The 18,738-nt window shown below is 40.9% G+C and carries 16 protein-coding genes; 9 read left to right on the top strand and 7 right to left on the bottom strand.

Features of this window, described 5'->3' with window-relative positions; all coding sequences use genetic code 11:
• Positions 1-258 precede the first annotated feature (258 nt).
• From nagB to NAF01_RS12955, 3 genes are read left to right on the top strand one after another with little or no spacing between them, the layout of a single operon-like run.
• Positions 259-996: a glucosamine-6-phosphate deaminase gene (nagB, locus tag NAF01_RS12965; RefSeq protein WP_226618194.1), complete on the top strand. Its 738-nt coding sequence runs from the start codon at positions 259-261 to the stop codon at positions 994-996.
• Positions 997-1,010: 14 nt separating this feature from the next.
• Positions 1,011-1,748, top strand: a complete 738-nt coding sequence (locus tag NAF01_RS12960; protein WP_250800372.1) for an SIS domain-containing protein — start codon at positions 1,011-1,013, stop codon at positions 1,746-1,748.
• 4 nt (positions 1,749-1,752) lie between these two features.
• Positions 1,753-1,935, top strand: a complete 183-nt coding sequence (locus NAF01_RS12955; protein WP_226618133.1) for an aspartyl-phosphate phosphatase Spo0E family protein — start codon at positions 1,753-1,755, stop codon at positions 1,933-1,935.
• Positions 1,936-2,219: 284 nt separating this feature from the next.
• Here the strand turns inward: NAF01_RS12955 and NAF01_RS12950 are convergent, their stop codons facing one another.
• The 4 genes from NAF01_RS12950 to NAF01_RS12935 all read right to left on the bottom strand — a co-directional run bounded on the left by NAF01_RS12950 (position 2,220) and on the right by NAF01_RS12935 (position 6,703).
• Positions 2,220-4,160, bottom strand: a complete 1,941-nt coding sequence (locus tag NAF01_RS12950) for an ABC transporter permease (protein WP_250800370.1) — start codon at positions 4,158-4,160, stop codon at positions 2,220-2,222.
• The gene (locus tag NAF01_RS12945) at positions 4,150-4,911 is read right to left on the bottom strand and encodes an ABC transporter ATP-binding protein (protein ID WP_250800368.1); all 762 of its coding nucleotides are present in this window, start codon (positions 4,909-4,911) and stop codon (positions 4,150-4,152) included. Before NAF01_RS12945 ends, NAF01_RS12950 begins: the two co-directional genes overlap by 11 nt.
• 99 nt (positions 4,912-5,010) lie before the next feature.
• Positions 5,011-6,015, bottom strand: coding sequence for a sensor histidine kinase (locus NAF01_RS12940; RefSeq protein ID WP_250800366.1), 1,005 nt, complete (start codon positions 6,013-6,015; stop codon positions 5,011-5,013).
• Complete coding sequence (locus tag NAF01_RS12935; RefSeq protein ID WP_250800364.1) at positions 6,008-6,703, bottom strand: response regulator transcription factor; 696 nt, start codon at positions 6,701-6,703, stop codon at positions 6,008-6,010. The genes NAF01_RS12940 and NAF01_RS12935 overlap by 8 nt, the downstream gene beginning before the upstream one ends.
• A 111-nt stretch (positions 6,704-6,814) precedes the next feature.
• On the opposite strand from NAF01_RS12935, the gene NAF01_RS12930 reads away from it, so the two are divergent.
• Both NAF01_RS12930 and NAF01_RS12925 read left to right on the top strand, forming a co-directional pair.
• The gene (locus tag NAF01_RS12930) at positions 6,815-7,531 is read left to right on the top strand and encodes a sulfite exporter TauE/SafE family protein (protein WP_226618137.1); all 717 of its coding nucleotides are present in this window, start codon (positions 6,815-6,817) and stop codon (positions 7,529-7,531) included.
• A 65-nt stretch (positions 7,532-7,596) separates the two neighbouring features.
• A complete protein-coding gene (locus tag NAF01_RS12925; RefSeq protein ID WP_226618138.1) occupies positions 7,597-8,064 on the top strand; it encodes a hypothetical protein in 468 nt (155 codons plus the stop codon).
• Positions 8,065-8,119: 55 nt separating this feature from the next.
• Here NAF01_RS12925 and NAF01_RS12920 read toward each other — a convergent pair whose 3' ends face one another.
• Positions 8,120-9,901: a M4 family metallopeptidase gene (locus NAF01_RS12920; RefSeq protein WP_226618139.1), complete on the bottom strand. Its 1,782-nt coding sequence runs from the start codon at positions 9,899-9,901 to the stop codon at positions 8,120-8,122.
• A gap of 227 nt (positions 9,902-10,128) precedes the next feature.
• Between NAF01_RS12920 and NAF01_RS12915 the strand changes: the two genes are divergently transcribed.
• The 3 genes from NAF01_RS12915 to NAF01_RS12905 all read left to right on the top strand — a co-directional run bounded on the left by NAF01_RS12915 (position 10,129) and on the right by NAF01_RS12905 (position 12,035).
• A complete protein-coding gene (locus NAF01_RS12915) occupies positions 10,129-10,842 on the top strand; it encodes a DUF4047 domain-containing protein (protein WP_226618140.1) in 714 nt (237 codons plus the stop codon).
• Positions 10,814-11,356, top strand: a complete 543-nt coding sequence (sipW, locus tag NAF01_RS12910; RefSeq protein WP_226618141.1) for a signal peptidase I SipW — start codon at positions 10,814-10,816, stop codon at positions 11,354-11,356. The genes NAF01_RS12915 and sipW overlap by 29 nt, the downstream gene beginning before the upstream one ends.
• A gap of 79 nt (positions 11,357-11,435) precedes the next feature.
• The gene (locus NAF01_RS12905) at positions 11,436-12,035 is read left to right on the top strand and encodes a TasA family protein (RefSeq protein ID WP_226618142.1); all 600 of its coding nucleotides are present in this window, start codon (positions 11,436-11,438) and stop codon (positions 12,033-12,035) included.
• 42 nt (positions 12,036-12,077) lie between these two features.
• Here the strand turns inward: NAF01_RS12905 and NAF01_RS12900 are convergent, their stop codons facing one another.
• Together NAF01_RS12900 and NAF01_RS12895 are read right to left on the bottom strand one after the other, a co-directional pair.
• Entirely contained in the window at positions 12,078-13,337 is a 1,260-nt protein-coding gene (locus tag NAF01_RS12900; protein ID WP_226618143.1) for a helix-turn-helix domain-containing protein, read from the bottom strand.
• A gap of 245 nt (positions 13,338-13,582) precedes the next feature.
• A complete protein-coding gene (locus NAF01_RS12895) occupies positions 13,583-14,827 on the bottom strand; it encodes a helix-turn-helix domain-containing protein (protein WP_226618144.1) in 1,245 nt (414 codons plus the stop codon).
• A 387-nt stretch (positions 14,828-15,214) separates the two neighbouring features.
• On the opposite strand from NAF01_RS12895, the gene NAF01_RS12890 reads away from it, so the two are divergent.
• A complete protein-coding gene (locus NAF01_RS12890) occupies positions 15,215-18,730 on the top strand; it encodes a S8 family serine peptidase (protein WP_250800362.1) in 3,516 nt (1,171 codons plus the stop codon).
• Positions 18,731-18,738 lie beyond the last annotated feature (8 nt).

Below are 18,738 nucleotides of genomic sequence, written 5' to 3'. Positions count from 1 at the left end.
AAAATAAATGAGTAAGAAAGCGTTTTACTAAACTGTCGTAATCATACCAAAATATAAATATAGTTGTCTATACCATTTTTAAAAGAAAAAATTTATATGCTTTTTAAAAATTAGGTTTAACAGAGACTAAATTGGTATAGACAACTATACTTTAAGGTGTTACGATATGAAGTATAAATGGGTTTATTTTATTCCAATATTTTGCCTTCTATAGTGCAAATATATACTTAATCAGCTTATTGCAGGGAGGAACTCATGATGGAGATTATTAAAGTAAACAACTATGAAGAAATGAGTAAAACCGCAGCAGAATACATCACCAGGAAGGTATGCCAATTTCCTGAAGCTACACTCGGATTGGCAACCGGGAGTACACCTGTGGGAACATATAAACGTTTGATTGAAGATCACCGGGATAACGGAACATCATATAAAAAGGTGACAACCTTTAATTTGGATGAGTATATCGGCCTTTCTGGAGAAAACCCGCAAAGCTACCGATATTTTATGGATTCTCAATTGTTTAACCATCTCGATATTCTTAAGAAAAACACTTTTGTCCCAAGCGGTACGGCCGAGGATATGGAAGCAGAATGCCGAAATTATGAAAGTAAGCTTAAAAACCATGGCGGCATTGATTTGCAAATTTTGGGCATCGGCAATAATGGGCACATTGGCTTTAATGAGCCAGGCACGCCGTTTTCATCTAAAACTCATATTGTTGATTTAGCAGATTCCACTATTAAAGCCAATGCAAGGTTTTTTAATACGATCGGAGAGGTGCCGACCCAAGCCATTACCATGGGAATCGCTACGATCTTACAGAGCAGGGAGATCCTCCTGCTTGCTTCAGGTGAAGCTAAAGCCGATGCGATTGGGCAGCTTCTTGGAAATGGACTTAATGAGCAGTTTCCTGCATCAGTATTAAGGAATCATCCGAATGTAAAAGTGATTGCAGATGAAGCAGCACTAAGCGCATCCAAAGTCAGGGTATAAATGGGGTAGGAAGTATGCTGGAGAATTATCTGAATGACATAAAAGATTTATTGTCCCTTGTGGAAAAAGAGGAGGGACAAAAACTGAAGAAAGCAGCCCGTGCAGTGGCTGAATGTATCCAAAACCATGGAATTATTCACGTGTTTGGCTGCGGGCATTCTCATATGCTCGGAGAAGAGCTGTTTTACCGTGCAGGGGGTCTTGCCCCCATTAAACCCATTTTTGTGGAGGACTTAATGCTGCATAAGGGTGCAGTCCGTTCTTCTTCCTTGGAAAAGGAAAATGATTATGCCGGGGGATTTATGGAGAATGCTGATATCCGGCCGAATGATGTTGTGATTGTGGCATCCACTTCAGGCCGGAATCCAGTACCGGTGGATGTAGCTGAAATTTCAAAAGCCAGCGGGGCATTCGTGATAGGAATTACTTCCCCGCGCTATGCTGAAACTCAATTCTCCCGCCATAAACACGGAAAGTATCTGTTTTCATCAGTGGACCTGGCGATTGACAACCATATCGAGCCAGGAGACGCATTGATGCAGCATTCATCAATGGGGATAAGTTTCGGCTCCGCCTCATCTATTATTGGCTTTGCGATTGTAAACAGCCTGATGGTGGAAGCAGTGGAAGTGATGGTTGAAAGCGGGTTCGAACCGCCTATTTTTAAAAGTGGAAATGTAGATGGAGCAGATCAGCATAACCGCGAGCTGGTGAAAAGATATAAATCCCGAATTCCGCTTCTGGAAGGATAACGGAATGGATTTAACAAAGGCGATTGAACTGACCAGGCAGGCAATGATTCAAAGCATATATTCTAAGGGGCTAACTGATGTAGATACTTTGAAATTAAGCCAGGAACTGGATAAGTTAATTGTTGAATCACAGCGATTGAAACGAGAGGCTAAAAAATTGGACCCTTATGAGGTTATTTGCAAATAGATATGAAGAAATTGCAAATAAATAAGATAATTTGCAAACAGCCTGGGCAAACCTGCAAATAGAATGGAAAACTTGCAAATAGAATGGGAAGACTGCAAATAAAAAGAAATTCTAAAAACAAGCAGAGACCATTTTGCAACTAAATGCTGTAATTTGCAAATAAACTAGGAAAACTTGCAAATAGACGCAGAAAACCCGCAAATAGCCTCTGCCAATCGATAACGAAGCCAAACTCCAACACATAAAAACCGCTCAGGCCATCATACCTGAGCGGTTTTTCCTTCCTATAGTGCATCTTTTATCACTTTTTTCGAATAGATCACAGACAAAATTCCGAAAATCGAATAAAGAACGGTGTAAAGCGCCATTACCAGGATCATCGGCATCCAAAGCTCGCTGCCGAAGAAGAACCATCCGGATTTTACAGCAAAATAGCTGTGGATAAGGCCGACCACCAGCGGAATTCCAAAGTTGAATGCCATTTTGGATCGTATTCCGCGCAGCAGGTCTCCCTGTGTAAAACCTAGTTTCCGCAGGATTGTGTAATTTGGCTTTTCATCCTCACTCTGATCCATTTGCTTGAAATAAAGGATGCAGCCCGAAGTGACCAAGAAGGTCAAGCCAAGAAAACCGACAATAAACATAACAAGCCCCATATTCATTTTCTGCCTTGTGCTCATCTCTTGCTGCGAATCGGCTCTGCCGCTGAACTCCATCTCATTAAAGAGTGTATTAGCTTTTTCAATATCGCTTTCATTCTTCATATCCACCCCTATTAAAAGCGAATCCTCCAGCTGAATTTCAGGATCAAGGTCAGCTTTTAGCACTTCATACACATTCTCATCCACAATGGCCACGGGCAATCCGCCTGATGTAAAATAAAACGGGATGACAAAGTCTTTATTCAATCCTAAATATTTTTGTTCAATGGTTTTTGTTTTTCCTTTGAACTCAAGCTTTCCTGAGTCCTTGAGCGTCATGAACTTCTGCAATGCATCGTTATATCCTGTCAGAACAGTTTCTTTCGGGGAAAGCTCCACGCCGGAAATGGCCTTTTCGCTTACAACAGGCAGATGCATGTTTGGGGAATCAAAACCCATTTCGTCCAGATTAACATCCAGGATGTCCTTCATATCGGCTTCCACCTGTAATACTTCAATGGTTTGATCCTTATAGTCTAATCCATTTTCTTCAAGCCTATCCGCAAACTTATCTGCATCCTCCCGGCTTGTAAATGAAAAGTGGGAAGGAAGACTGTCCTGTGCTGATTTTTCCGCTGAGTAGTAGGAAATATAGCTTAATGACAGCAGCCCGATCGCAAGGGCGGATACAGTTGTAATTATCGTTAAAAGCAGGGCACTCGACTTCATGCGGAACATGATGGAGGACAATGAAAGAACTTCATTAACATTCAGGTATCCATCTTTCCTTTTGCGGATCAGGCTCGCGATAAAGCTTACCGATCCTTTGTAGAAAAGATAGGTTCCAATGATAACGGAAGCAAGAATGACCACCATCGCGAAGAACAGCTCGTTCATGGAGGTGAAATCCCCGCCAAATAATAGGGAAGAGATGTAATAGCCGGCAATGATCAAGGCTAAACCAAGCACCCCCATGATCATTTCCCAAATGGACAGCTTTTTCACTTTTCCCTCGGCAACCGAAACCACTCTGAATAAAGATAGAATGGTTTGCCTCTTGATAAAAACAAAGTTCATCAGCATGATGAAAATATAAATAACCGTAAAGACGATGACAGTCTGCAAAAGCGCCTCACTTGAAAAGTGCAAGGAAGCAATTCCTTCAACACCTGTCAATTTAAAAAGGACCATCAGTATTAACTTCGAAACCGAAAAGCCAACAAAGATCCCAATGATCAAGGACCCAAAATACAGCATAAGATTTTCCAGGCTAAGCAATCTGAAAATCTCATTCTTGGTCATTCCGATCAGCTGAAACAGCCCGATTTCCTTGCTTCGCCTTTTAATAAAAATCGTGTTGGCGTACAGAAGAAAGATAGAAACAATCGCCACAAGCAGGATGGAGGCCGTTTTGATGGCAGCCGCACCTTTAATCGAACCCTTTGCTTCAGACATGGATGGATCATATTGCAGTGTGACAAAGGCAAAATAGAGCGCGACACTGAAAATGAGCGCGAAAACATAGAGATAATAATGTTTCAGGTTCTTTTTCAGATTGCGGAGGATGATGGTATTAATGCTCATGCTGCACACCGCCTAAAACGCCTTGTGTCTTCATAATATCATTGAAAAAAGCCTGTCTTGATTGATCACCTTTATTCAGCTGCGTATAAACCTGGCCATCCTTGATGAAAATAACACGGCTGCAGAAGCTTGCTGCTACAGGATCATGGGTGACCATGATAATCGTTGCTTTCCTTTTCTGATTTAAATCACTTAGCTTATTTAATAAGTCTGAGGCTGACTTTGAATCCAGCGCACCTGTCGGCTCATCAGCGAAAATAATGCTTGGCTCATGAATAAACGCACGAGCTGCAGAAGTCCGCTGCTTTTGCCCGCCGGAAATTTCGTTCGGATATTTATCCTTTAACTCTAAAATACCAAGCTCAGCCGCAACAGCTGCAAACTTCCCATCTGCCTCTTTTTTGGGTGTTTTGCTGATGGAAAGCGGAAGAAGGATATTTTCCTTCACTGTCAATGTATCCAGGAGATTATATTCCTGAAAAATAAATCCGAGATGCTTCTTGCGGAACTCAGCGAGCTGTTTTTCCTTCAGTCTTGTCATTTCCTTTCCTTCAATGTTTATTTCTCCTCCGCTTGCACTGTCAATAGACGAGAGCACATTGAGAAGTGTGGTCTTCCCTGAACCGGAAGCGCCCATAATGCTTACAAATTCACCTGTTTCAATTTTCATATCAATTCCTTTTAATACTTCCTGCCTATTAAATTTATTGCCGTAGCTTTTATGGATTTTTTTTGCTTCAAGTACTGTCATGTGTAACCATCCTTTCTTTGATAGCTATATTATAGAAGGTTACGTTTATGTAATTCCTTCGATTGAACGAACAAACAGCAAAAGCATGTGACATTTTTGTCACATGCCTGTTATGCTGACGAAATCATTTCTGGTAGGGAAGACAAGGGTCATGATGGTGCCTTTGCCTAAAACAGACTCCACAAGGAATTTTATTTTCAGCTGGTCTGCGGCTTTTTTGGCTAAATACAACCCCATGCCTGTTGCTGCGTTTTCATGATGATTGGCAGTAGAAGTGAACCCCTTCTCAAAGATCCTCGGCAAGTCCCTCTGATCAATGCCTCTGCCAAAATCCTGAATCCTCAAGGATATTTTACCGTCAGATCTGGAGCTTGAAATCATAATATCTGATTCCTCACTATACTTCACAGCATTGGTTAAAAGCTGGCGAATGATAAAGCTCAGCCATTTCGCGTCGCTCAGAGCTTCTGTTTCTTCCATTTCCATTTCAAAGCCAAGGCCTTTTTGCATGCACCAGGACTGAAGAACTTTAATCTCATTGAAGAGGATATCTTCAAGATTAACTATTTCAATATACAGGTCATTTTCCATAAAAGGAATCCGCTTTTGATGCAGCTGCTGATCCAGAAGAAGGTGGATGCGCAGCCATTCATATGTAAGGGCAGATTTAAGATTTTGATCCTCGATCCGGTCAATCATAAGATGCATGGCCGTCAAGGGTGTTTTAACTTCATGAATCCAGGAGAGCAATTCATCTTTTTCCTGCTCGAGCTGTGTCCAGTTCTGGGTGTACTCCTGTTTAAACCGCTCGGTTTGGCTGACCAGGCCTGACTCTATTATTTTTTCAAAAGGACTTTCAGACTCCGGTATGCTCGACAGATCTAAATTATCTTCCCGCTCAGCTATTTCTCTGTAAAACTTTGTTTCCTTTTGATAACGAATTAAAAAGAATCCAGTAAAAATGATCAAAGACAAGAAGACGTAATAAAGGAAAGGTTTTAGGGACAGGGCTGAATCGATATATACTACAAAGGCAGCAAGCACCTGAAGGAAGCCAAACAGCAGGATCCAGCTTAACCGTTCCCTGATATATTTCCTAAACATGCGAGGCATCCTCTTCAATTGCTATATATCCCTGGCCGACCTTTGTTTCAATCCTTGAGCCAAGCCCAAGTTCATCAAGCTTTTTCCGCAGTCTGTTAACATTGACTGTCAGAGTATTGTCACTAATGAACCGTTTGTCATCCCATAGGCTATTAATGATCTCATCCCTGCTGACTATTTGATTTTTTCTTTCTATCAGAAGCTTTAATATGTAGATTTCATTTTTCGTTAATTCTATAGAACCACTCTCATTTGAAACGGTATTCTTTTCGAAATCAACTGCCGCACCGCACCAGGTCTTGAGATTATTCTGAACGGCACTATAGTTATAGACCCGCCTCAGGATTGCCTGTATTTTGGCAATCAGGACTTCGAAGTGAAAGGGTTTTTGGACAAAATCGTCCGCGCCAAGCTGCATGGACATGACCATATCTGTTGGGTGATCGCGGGATGACAGGAAAATGATCGGCACATTCGAATGTGAACGGATCATCCGGCACCAATGAAACCCGTCGAACTTAGGAAGCTGGATATCAATAATGACCAAATCTGGCTGAATGCCGGCAAATTCCTTCATAACATCACTGAAATCCTGAATTCCATGAACTTCATAAGACCACTGGGAAAGCCGGTCTTTGATTTCAGTAAAAAGGGAGGCATCATCCTCAATTAAAAGCACTTTAAACAATCAACTCACCACACTTTTGCATTTTCCTTCCATTATTGTATAGGAAAAGGACAAGGTCTGCCAGAATAATTCCGAGCTGTGTTAAAATAAGGTAAAAAGCAGGTTTTTTGCATGGAAATCTTTATTTACATCCTCATTATTTTAATTGCATCCATTTTACAGACAAGCACGGGATTTGGCTTCTCAATCCTGGCCACACCGTTTTTGCTTCTTCTTTTTGAACCTAAAGAAGCCATTCAAATCAATTTAATTTTATCTTTAATTATTTCTGCTGCCTTATTTTCAAAAATCAAGAAGGATACAGACTTTGGAGTTCTGAAAAGGTTCGCAATTGGCAGTGCAGCAGGGCTGCCTATCGGTATTGGAATTTTTTTATTTTTGGACATTTCCCGGCTGAAATTAGCTGTCAGTTTCATTATTTTGCTTTTAACACTCCTTTTGATGGCGAACTTCCGTGTGAAAGTAACAAGCTGGAGGGATTATTCAGTGGGGGGATTGTCAGGAATCATGACAACCAGCATTGGCATGCCCGGCCCGCCGCTCCTGTTGTATTTTTCAGGAACGGATACTGAAAAAGAGCGGCTTAGGGGAACTACTTTGGCTTTTTACTTGTTTATCTACTCGGCCAGTTTGGTAATTCAGATTATCTTTGCAGGGACCAATAAAACAATTTGGCTTTCAAGCTTGTATGCTTTGCCGCTGGTGCTGCTGGGTCTATACCTGGGACAAATTTTATTTGTTAAAATCAATCAGCGTTTTTTTAAGATTTTTACATATATTATATTGATTTTCACGGGGGTTTACCTGCTGGCTGCGAGTGTGGAGTAGGAAGTAAACATGAAAAAAAGTCGGGCTAATTAGTATTAATCAAATCACGAAAAGGGTGTCTGCTCTTGAGTAAAAAAATGATCTTTTGGATCCTGTGCTTCCTGTTTTCATTCTTTGGTTTTTACCTTATAGAACATGTTTTTACGGTAAAGCCGCATGTGATTTCCGGCAATGGAAATTTAGGCATCCTCGTAATTTTACTTTTTACACCTGTCTTTATTTTCAGTTGGATCTATACTTTTAAACTGGTAAAAGCAAAAATTGTGATAGATAGTAAAATGACTATAGGTATTTTACTTTTTGCACTTGCCGGCTGTGCTTTGCTGATTTTTGCAATTAATCATTACACAAATGAGCTGATCATGGCTCTTGGAGGTACGCCTGATAATCCTGCCTCAAGAATTTACCGTTTTGGCTGGTTCAATCAATACACGAATAGTCTTTATTTTAATGTTTATACCTTTTTCTTATCGCATATCATAACCGTCATGTTAGGCATCCTGTCAGCTATGAAGAGGACAAAGAAATATTAGAAAAACTCACCACAGCAGTCATGTGGCGAGTTTCTCTTTATTTTAAAAGGTCATTTTATTGAACACCAACAGCATCATATGCTGCCATGACGGCCTTTACCTCAGCTGAAGTCTGTCCGTTTCGATCCGGATGCAGGTCTCTTGCTGCCTGGATTGCTGCCTGGCGCATTTGGCTGAAGTCGGAGCTTGCTGTCAGGTAATGAGTAAGAGCTCTGAAGAAAATCTTCTCGGCTTTTGTTTTTCCGATGCCTGTAACCGAAACACCGTAATGAGTGCCTCCATCTGTAATCAGGTGGGCAGCTTTGTTGTTGATGCTGCTGTTGATATGGACACCGCCTTTATCAAGCTCTCCTATATAACGTTTGCTGTAGTGATCAGGGTAGTAGCCTGATTCTGTATAGCCGCCAATATAGACGGAACCCGGGTCACTCATAGAACGAAGACCGTCACCTGGTGTATTTGGCGTCCAAATATCTTCACCTAATAACCAAAGATCTTCGCCTGTTTTATTTTCAGCGAAAGCCCCTAAAATATCTGCAATGGATTCATTGATCGCACCGGATTCATTTTCATAAATTAAATCTGCCGTATTGGTGATCACACCGTGTGTCATTTCATGCCCGATCACATCAAGACCGCCAGAGAGCGATATCATGCGAGTCCCGTCACCATCACCGTATAGCATCTGCTTGCCATTCCATGCAGCATTATTCCACTTCGAACCGATATGGACAGTTGAAACTAATTTCATCCCTTCGCCATCAAGGGAATCCCGGCCATGAACCTTTTTATAATAGTCATAAACTTTTCCTGCGTTCACATGGGCAGACACTGCAGAAGGATCATAGAAGAAGTTGTTTCTGCTTTCCACCTCGAATCCTGTCATTCCAAGCAGTCCTGAAAGGATAATAAACGCGTTTTCAGGCATGCGGTTCGCTTTGAATGTATGGACACCTTCAGATCTTGTCCCATCGAATAAATAGTGCGTTCCTGTTTCCGGGTCTTTAACCGCCTGGAATGATTGCAGTGTCCCGAAAATATCCATTCCTCTTGCCTGAACAGGTTCTGAAACATTCGGAAGTGCTTTCGGTGCAGGCTGAGAAGAAGCCGTCTGCTGTGCCTCAGGTTGTTCAGGTGAAGATGGAGTCAGTTCTGCGATGGCATTATAGCTATGAATAATGTTTCCAGTTGCAGCATCTACAAAATAATGCCAATACCCCGGTGCAGGTGCTGAGGTGGATGCTGTTACATAATAAGCCAGAAGCTTTTGCCCATTATGCGGATAAATAACAAGTTCTCCTTCTATACCATCATAGCTCTTTACTTCTCCGATTTTATCTTCAATGCTTTCCTTTACCTTTTCCAGTGCTTCATCTTCGGCCAGTTTTGCATCAGTTGGAATAATGGAACGTGCCAGATTTGGTGTAACCTTACCGAAGAAGGCTGTCACATTATTACTTTCGTCCAAAGCAATGGTCTGCTGTGATCCGTATACAGGTATTCCGTTGTATTGCTCTACTGTTCTGAAATGGTGTGTGTTCGTTTGCTTATCATTAAATTGATCCATGATTTTGAATTGGTCCTTGGCCTCGTAGCCCGCATTTTTAAATAAGTTTGCCTTTGATTGAAGGAACTCATATACAGCTTCTTCCTTACTAAGTCCTTCAGGAGCTTGCCAGGTCCCAATTATGTAGGAAGGCGTCTTTAATTCCTGATGATACTTAACGATTTCTTCATTTGCCAGCACATTTTTTGCTGGCAGTGATAGTCCCGAGATGGCAAACGAAGCTGCCAGAACAGCAGGGAGGACTTTCTTTTTTAGCTGATTTCTTTTCAAACTGATCACCTCTTAGTTTGGATTGGTATTTCAAGGTCTATTATTCTGAAAATTCCACAAATGGTCAATTGGGATATAGGGATCAGCGATATGGCTGTCTTTCGTGAATTCGGAAATCAAAATAGCCTGTATTTTACCTTGGAATAGCGCAAAATAACCCAATTTACTTTGCACATGGCCTCTCGTATGCTTGTTCCACAGACACCTTTTCGAGAGGAGAGCAGGGGATGAAGAAGGGATTGAATAAACTCATTTTGCCTTGTCTATGCTGTCTGAGTTTTTATACGGGCACTCAGCTTGTCGGGAAAACAGAAGCTGCCTTTACAAGCCAGGCAGAGGCAAAGCCTATTATAATCTCCACTGCTTTTGTTTTCCCATCCTATATTCACGGGCTTGAAGAGAAAGCGAGGATAAGCAGTGATCAAATAGTAAAAGAGCAGGCGGATTTAGAAACATCTGTGAAGAACGGGCTCTTAAATGGGACCGCAGATCCGCCCTCTGAATTTTTGAGAAAAAAAGAACAGATCACAGCCAGCTTGGAGGAACTTCATAGAATAAGAGATGAACTGGAAAAACTGGACCGGCATGCAGAAAAAAAGGAAGGATATGAGTTTGTAAGTGAAGGTTTTCTAAAAGTAGACAAGCTTCTTATGAGAATGAATGATTCTCTTTATCTTCAGGAGCTGGAACAGCTTTTTAACCAAAAATGGCAAGAGCTGAAAAAAGAGCAGCAAGAAGAGGATCATAAAACAATCAAAATGGGTGAGGGTGGAAAAATAGAAATGACTATCAGCGAGTTGGAAAAACAGAAAATTGAACACAAACAGCCATTGGAGGAAAAAGCCAATCCAGCGGAAGAACAGACTGTCAGCAAGGACAAAACGCAGAAGGTTGATGAGGAGGAAACAGCCATTGAAGAAAACCCTGAAAATACTGAGTAAATGTATCAGTGCAGCAGGATTGATGCTCCTGTGCCTGCTTGCTGTTTGGGTAATATCCTCAAAAGCATCCGGAGGAGAACCGTCCCTTATTGGTTATCAGGCAAAAGCTGTTTTATCGGGATCGATGGAACCGACTTTCATGACAGGATCCATCATTGTAGTGAAACAGCCGGACAGTAAAGAACATTTAAAAACGGAAGATATTATTACATTTAAATCAGGAGATAAATTAATTACCCATAGAATTGTCGAAGTAAAGAAAACGAAAGCCGGGGTTTTATATCAAACGAAAGGCGACAACAATGACGCACCGGATATGGAATATGTGCAGCATGAAAATATAACCGGTAAATATGCGGGTTTTACCATCCCATATGCAGGCTATGCGGCTGAATTTGCAGCATCCAAGGAAGGAGCCGCACTCCTGCTGTTTATCCCGGGACTGCTCCTGCTGCTATCTGCAGGGAGGACTATTTTTCTGGCTCTTAAAGAATACGAAACTAAAAACGCTTAATATTTCGGTTATGCCTCTTATCTGCCACAGGTAAATAAGAGTTAAATAAATTTATAGTATTCAAAGGAGGAAGTAACACATGGGATTTGCAAAAAAGGTAAGTAAAGGACTTTTGACAGCTGCTTTAGGTTTTTCATTAATGGGTGGGGGTACATACGCTTATTTCAGCGATACCGAGGTTACAAATAACACGTTTGCAGCAGGTACACTCGATTTGGCGGTAAACCCTGAAACAATCGTCAATATTGGCGATTTAAAACCAGGTGACGAGGTTTCACGTGAATTTACCATTACAAATAGCGGGACTCTTGATATTTTCAAGATCTTGCTGCATACAAACTATCAGGTGGAAGATGCAAAATTAAATGGGGCTGCAAATGCAGATGATTTCGGCAAGCATATTAAAGTCACAATCTTATACAATCAGGCTAACGCAACCGTACAGGTTGCAGAGACGACTTTACATGACCTTCAGACACAAACTCCGGATTTAACAGCCATTGATAATTTTGTAGGCGGTGGAACAGTGCCGGATGGCCTGGCCCCTGGGGAAACCGATAAAATTATAGTGCTGTTCGAATTTGTGGATAACGGAGAGGACCAAAACGAATTCCAGGGAGATGCACTGCAGGTGGAATGGAAATTCAATGCAGAACAGGCTGAAGGAACAGTAAAATAGAAAGGACGGAAAATCCCTTGAAGGAAGATTCAAGGGATTTTTCTACACATTAATTAATTCTTTGCCTTCAAGCTGCCTGTTCAGATGAATGGCTTTTTCATGATTTCCTGTCTCGATGTAATATTCATAAAGCTTTTTGCCATACCTGCGCATGAGAATCATATGCTTAATTTTAATAAATTCAGGAAAGGCCTTTTCTTCCAAATACTTAAAATATTTCTCACGCTGGTGGTAAAGCTGATACTTAGAAAGTTTAAATAATGATAAGTATAAAGTGCTTTTAAGCTCCTTTGACACCTGAATTCCTTTACAAGCTTTTTTAAGAAGGGCTGTTTTACCGGATAATTTGCCTTCTATACAGGAATTAAGGTAAGAATATAATCGCTGAAGATAAATGATTGTATTCCTGTCAGCTAAACGCAGGGCCTGTTTGTAGCAATCCTTTGCCTCCGCATATTGTTCCCTATTGAAATACTCAAATCCTAAATTATTGTATAACAGGCCTTTAAAATCATGAAAACCAATTCGTTCACAGTCCCAAATTAGTTGATTATATCGTTCTGCCAGTTTATCCATGTCGGTCAAGATATCACTGCTGATCTGCAGGAGGATAATGGATTCCGCTTTTATCGCCATCGTGTAGTTGTTCGTGTTTTTGAAATGCTGCAATGATTTTTCCGCTAACATGTAAGCCATGATTTTTGAATCGATATAATGATAGGCAATTGCCAGGTGATAAAAGTATTCTTCATTGCCATATTCATCAATATCGATGTTTTTTAATACCTGAAGCGCTTTTTGCTGATCCGGATTATCAGGTTTTATTGCTTGGTTAATATAATACATCCCTTGAACATGGAAAAATAAATTTCTCTCAAAAGGGGAGAGGTTTGGAAACTCATTGCTTATTTTCTTAATGATCCGGGATGTTTCCTCTAATTCCTGATGCAGTAAATGATATCTTGCCTTTAAAAGAAGATAGTGGGCTGCATATTTAGAAGATTGAATAAAAGGCGAGCTTTCCAATTCATTTTTGATTTCCTCCGCCCTGGCTACTCTATACATGATGATGGCTTTATGCCATTCCTGCAGGCGCTTGTCCAGATCCCGGAAGTATTCAATTTCCTTTTGAATGTCAATATTTAAAACGGCAGAGAAAAGTGAAATAATTTCCGGTGAATACGCAGTTTTCCCTCTTTCAATTTTGCTTACATGGGTAGGAGTACAAATTCCTTCACCTAACATGGCTTGTGTGAGCCCTGATTTTTCCCGGTAGTATCTAATAATTTCCCCTTCAAGCATGTGATCCTCTCCTTATCTATTAATAATCCAGGTGAATATGCCAGGCAGCTGTCTCTTGAATACTTAATTGTCTTTAATCTAAGATTTTCCTTTTTGGGGGAATTTTTAGGGTCAGAAGACATAGCTCCTTTTGGGGGGTGAACCAAAAATAAGGCCAAAAGGCTTAACTGTGAAAGAGCGGAAAAATAGGACAAAAAGAAAAATCTTCTATGGGATTATAGAAGAATTTCCTCTCGCAATAATGTTTAATGAACTTGGGGTTCGAAGTATTTGGCTGCAAGTCCGCTTGCTTTTTCATGCTGTGACGACTTCCTGTAATAATGAAACAGTTCTTTTTCATAGAGAGTGATTAATGTGCTATTCCCTAATTCATAAAGGTGGGGAAGGAATGTGTTTTCTAAAAAGAAATAGTAATCATTTATGTCTTTATCTTCTAAAAGGATATCGAGCATATAAAAAACATATTGATAGGTTTTATTTTGAAATTGTTCAGCTAGCCTGCGGCCATCGTCCAGCAAGGATCTGAGATTTTGTTTATTATAATGATCCAAATTAAGGCAGCTATGAACATAACCTCTTATAGCACTTAATTTTAAAGGCGGGTTTGGATTAACCTCCCATTGTTCCAATAGCTTTTTGTATACTTCGCTTGCTTCTGAATAAAAGCCTTTTGCAAAGTATTCAACGGCAAGATTATGCCAAAGGTTCATTTCCCTGGCTTCTTCTTTATGAGTCCGGCAGGATTTGATTAATGTATGATACTGCTTTACGGTTTCTTCAAATTGGCAAAGGTCGTATGTACCCATTTGTATCAGTAAAACGGTTTCTGTATCAAGAATTCTTTTAAAATTATTGGTTTCCCGAAAATGGGATAGTGCAAGAGTACCATAGTGATAGGCTTTTACTTTGTCATTCATCAAATGGGAAGAGGTTGCGAGGTGAAAATAAAATTCATGGTTATTATAATCTTTAGGATTAATATTCTTTAAGTGGGCGATGGCTTCTTTGCAATTCTGTAAGTTAAGAAAATAAATGCTCCAAGTATGTTCTAGAAGATTCCGTTCAAAACGATCAAGAGTGTTCCAAGCTTTTTGGCAGCTGTCTAACAGCGATTTGCCTTTATCGTGCTCTCCTTGCATGAGGTGGTAGCGAGCCAAAAGGATTGAGTGAAAAGATTTTGTTTCCGAAAAATGCAGGTAAGGATTTTGGGCTAATTCCTCTTTAATCAATTCTATATCTTCTTTTTGCTGTTTAACCATGGCATCCAGCCATTCATGAAGTTTAGTCTCCAGCATATTAAACTTTTCAAGCTCACTTATAAGATCTATATTCAGCCGTTTACAGATCAGATTTGTGATTTCAGACGAATATTGTGTATGCCCCCGCTCTATTTTGCTTATATGAGTCACTGAACAAATCCCTTCGCCCAGCTGCGTTTGGGTCAATCCAGCCCGTTCCCGGTAATATTTTATAATTAAACCTTCCTTCAAAACAGCATCCCCCCTGTGGTTCTGAATAGTATCGTAGCATACCTTATCAGTTAGAAAAAGATAGCCAGGAAATGTCAGATGTCTGTTTTTTCCAATGTCTAATGGGATTTTATTCCTAAAAGGTTTTTAAAGATTTCAGTTTGGGGTAATTCGAAAAAGCCTTTTTTACCAGAAAGTGAGAAAGCTAATTGAAAATAGGTTAGGGAACATGTCTTTTGTGCTATTTTAATAAGAGTAGATCCTGAGATCTGGATATAAAGTTCTGAAATTAAACAGTTGCTCTTTTTAAATTCCCCCAATTTACATCTCTCAGCCCCGGTCCTACAATTAATTATGTGAAAAGTTAAAAAATATAGACTTTTCATTAGGAAAGGGCGGTAGAGAGAAATGAAAGTGAAAAAAGGGGTACCCTATAAGGTGCTGGCTTCTGCATTGGCAGCAGCAATGCTATTCGGGGGAACTGTCTCGGCACAAGGAGCTCAGGATGATGAGATCAAGGCTCCAAGTGTTGAGGACATTGTCAAACAGGGGCAGAAAATATTTTTGGACCAGCAATACCAGGCTGAAGCAAATGCAGTGGACAAGCTGGGATATAAAGATCTGAAAGAAAAAGGGTTAACGAAACCATATGAGCCTAATGAAGTTTTACGTGTAATTGTTGAAGTCGAACAGCCGGCTGATATTGAAAAAACGAAACAAAGCAAAAAAAGTAAAATGAAAGCAAAACAAGACGAGGTAATTTCAGCCCTTTCCAAGAAAAAATCCTTCAAGAAAGTGAAGCATCGCTTTTTTGAAGGGTTTAATGGGTTCAGTTTGGAAACCGAGTTTCGCAATGTAAAAGAAATTCAGGATATTCCTGGTGTCACCAACGTACATATCGCGAGAACATTCCAGCCATCCATGGGTGCCAGCAAGGAATTAGTACAGGCACAGAAAGTCTGGGAGCGGCATGGCTATGAAGGAGAAGGGCTGCTTGTTGCTGTCGTTGACTCAGGATTGGATTATACTCACCGGGATATGACATTGACGGATGAAGGGAAAGACCAGCAGAAATGGTCTGAGGGAGGAATCCAGGCAAAACTCTCTGAAACGGCAATTAATGATGTTTGGTATAGTGACAAAGTGCCGACAGGCTATGACTGGGCCGATGAGGATACGGATGTCATCCCCCGCGGACAATATGGAAGCCCGCATGGCATGCATGTCGCCGGTACAGTAGGTGCTAATGGCAATGAAGAAAATGATGGGGTCAAGGGGATTGCTCCCGGTGTCCAGTTATTAGCTGAAAAAGTCTTTTCCGATAACGGCGGGGGAGCTTATGAAGATGATATTATTGCCGGAATTGAACACGCTGTTACTATGGGGGCAGATGTCATTAACATGAGTCTTGGGTCAGATGCCGGCTTTGTTGGAGAAGAAAATGACCCCATCCAAAAGTCAATCCGGGAAGCAACTGAGCAGGGTACCCTGGTAGTAGTAGCTGGAGGAAATTCTTCTTACAGTACTAAAAATAATATTTTGGAGTCCTCTGCTAAGCCATATGCGGAAAATCCGGATATTGGCACAGTCGGCGAACCTTCTGTCAGCCCGTTTGCGCTATCTGTTGCTTCCTATGAAAATAGTAAACTGTATAGGAACGTCCTTTCGGATGAAAATGGTTTCAAGCTTCCATACCAGGATCAGACCCATGTGGATTTAAAGCTTTCAAAGGTATTAACTCCTGGTGAGAGCTATGAATTTGTGTATGTGGGGGAAGGCAAAAGAGAAGATTTTACAGGCAAAGATGTAGCAGGGAAAATTGTTATAGCAAAACCAACACTTAACTATTTTTCCTATTCACATGTTCAATCTGAAGCAGGAAAAAATGGAGCCAAGGCAGTTATCCTTGTTCCTCCGCCTGAAAAAGCGGACTATTCTTTCTTGTATTTTAGTCCTTACTTTATCCCTGCAGCAACAACCGGCAAAGAGGCAGGGGAGGCCTTAATTTCCAAGCTTACAGAGGGACAAACAGTAAAAATGCAGATGAGCAAAGGTATTTGGCTGGAAAATGCGGAAAAGGATAACATGTCAGACTTTTCTTCCTTTGGAACACCGCACACGCTGGACTTCAAACCTGAGCTTTCCGCACCTGGCGGCGGAATTTATTCGACTGTTCCCGGCAATGAATATGAAATCATGAGCGGAACATCCATGGCAGCACCCCATGTTGCAGGAGGGTCAGCACTGCTGCTTCAGGCACTATATGAAAAAGGATTAGCACAATCAAAAGAAACAGCTCTAAAAGCAAAAATTGCCTTAATGAATACATCAAAAGTCGTCGAGGATCCTCGTACAAATAACCAGGTTCCATACTCACCGCGAGTTCAGGGGTCCGGCTTAATGCAAATACAAAATGCGATTAATACGCCTGTACTCGTAACAAATAAAAATGCTCCTTTGGAACAGGGAGGAGCGGTTGCTCTCAAAGAGATTACTGGCAATAAAGCACATTTCAAACTGAATGTTGAAGCATTGCGTGATTCTGATGTTAAAGATTTGGAATACACCGTATACGTTGATGTCTTGACAGACAACAGCGAAACAAAAGAGTATGATCTCGACAATGACGGCAAGTTAGATTCTAAAGAATATTTAACGATGACAAGCAAGAGAATATCAGGTGCTGCTGCCATCGTTAACGGTGATAAAGTAACGGAATCCAAAGGAAAAAAGCTGAAAATTAAGCCAGGACAAATCAAGAGTTTGGATGTACAGATTCAATTGCCGAATAATGTAAAGAAGGGCTCATTTGTAGAAGGCTTTGTCCGTCTTGTGCCATCCGGTAAAAATAGCGATGAAGCTGTTCCGCTAACCGTGCCTTATATGGGTTACTATGGAGAATGGGACAAGCCGCAAAACCTGGATCCTGCTGCATGGGAGAAAGATGCATTCTTAGGATATACCGTGCTTTGGAACGATGAAGGCGCACGTTTTCCAATGGGATATGACCCGTATACCGGAACCTTTAATATGGACCGCATTGTGATTTCTCCTAATGCTGTTTTGCCGGGTGTTTTCCCAACTTTTACAGCTCTCCGCAACTTGCAAAAAACAGAAATGTACGTGGAGAATGATAAAGGGGAAATGATCAACTATTTAGGCGACTTTAGTGAATATACCGGCAAGCCATGGAAGTTCAGAAAAAACATTATGGCATTCGGAGATTATATGATTAACGGATATTTATGGGATGTAAAGAATCAAAATGGGCAATTCGTTGAGGATGGAACCTATCAGTATGTAATCAAAACAACACTTGATTACAAGGATAGCAAGCCTCAGGAAGTAAGGCTTCCGGTTCATGTAGATTCAGTGGCACCAATCGTCTCGGATATTCAAGTACAGCCAAAGGAAGGCCAATATGAGATTTCCTTCAAGTCAGAAGATAACAAAGGGGGAAGCGGCTATAATGGTGCAATCATCTGGTACAACGGGAAGTATATGCCACTCGAACCTGGAAAAACTTCAGCACTTGTAAAAGAAGAACCAGAGAGCGTTGTCGTAATGGGTGTCGACCATGCCTTTAACCAGAGCTATGCTGTATGGGGGGATCCTTCCTATATTAATGAAGGAATGCTGGTAAGCTACTTCAGTGTTTATCCTAATAAAAATGTGAATGCAAACACACCTGCCGGCATCAATGCATTTGCAAATAACCGCGTAAACTGGAAAGTGAACATTAAAGATGAAGCTGGGAAAACCGTTGATACAATCACTGTGGAAAATGAACATGAAATTCATTTAAAGTGGACTCCGGACGCAGAATTGCCGAACGGGACTTACACCATTAGTGCGGATGTAACAAATAAACAGGGCTTTAAAGTGAGCACAAGTCCTAAAACGGTTACAGTATTTCAGAATTAAACGATTAA

This window comes from Cytobacillus firmus, assembly GCF_023657595.1.
In the GTDB taxonomy this organism is placed as follows: domain Bacteria; phylum Bacillota; class Bacilli; order Bacillales; family Cytobacillaceae; genus Cytobacillus; species Cytobacillus firmus_B.
Note: the sequence above shows the minus strand (reverse complement) of the source record. Positions and strands in the feature narration are given on the sequence as shown.

What these genes read in the sequence shown, in the direction of transcription:
- NAF01_RS12950 (WP_250800370.1), bottom strand. Translation starts at nt 4,160, where the DNA reads ATGAGCATTAATACCATCATCCTCCGCAATCTGAAAAAGAACCTGAAA.
- NAF01_RS12955 (WP_226618133.1), top strand. Translation starts at nt 1,753, where the DNA reads ATGGATTTAACAAAGGCGATTGAACTGACCAGGCAGGCAATGATTCAA.
- NAF01_RS12900 (WP_226618143.1), bottom strand. Translation starts at nt 13,337, where the DNA reads ATGCTTGAAGGGGAAATTATTAGATACTACCGGGAAAAATCAGGGCTC.
- NAF01_RS12915 (WP_226618140.1), top strand. Translation starts at nt 10,129, where the DNA reads ATGAAGAAGGGATTGAATAAACTCATTTTGCCTTGTCTATGCTGTCTG.
- nagB (WP_226618194.1), top strand. Translation starts at nt 259, where the DNA reads ATGGAGATTATTAAAGTAAACAACTATGAAGAAATGAGTAAAACCGCA.
- NAF01_RS12890 (WP_250800362.1), top strand. Translation starts at nt 15,215, where the DNA reads ATGAAAGTGAAAAAAGGGGTACCCTATAAGGTGCTGGCTTCTGCATTG.
- NAF01_RS12905 (WP_226618142.1), top strand. Translation starts at nt 11,436, where the DNA reads ATGGGATTTGCAAAAAAGGTAAGTAAAGGACTTTTGACAGCTGCTTTA.
- NAF01_RS12960 (WP_250800372.1), top strand. Translation starts at nt 1,011, where the DNA reads ATGCTGGAGAATTATCTGAATGACATAAAAGATTTATTGTCCCTTGTG.
- NAF01_RS12945 (WP_250800368.1), bottom strand. Translation starts at nt 4,911, where the DNA reads ATGACAGTACTTGAAGCAAAAAAAATCCATAAAAGCTACGGCAATAAA.
- NAF01_RS12930 (WP_226618137.1), top strand. Translation starts at nt 6,815, where the DNA reads ATGGAAATCTTTATTTACATCCTCATTATTTTAATTGCATCCATTTTA.
- NAF01_RS12940 (WP_250800366.1), bottom strand. Translation starts at nt 6,015, where the DNA reads ATGTTTAGGAAATATATCAGGGAACGGTTAAGCTGGATCCTGCTGTTT.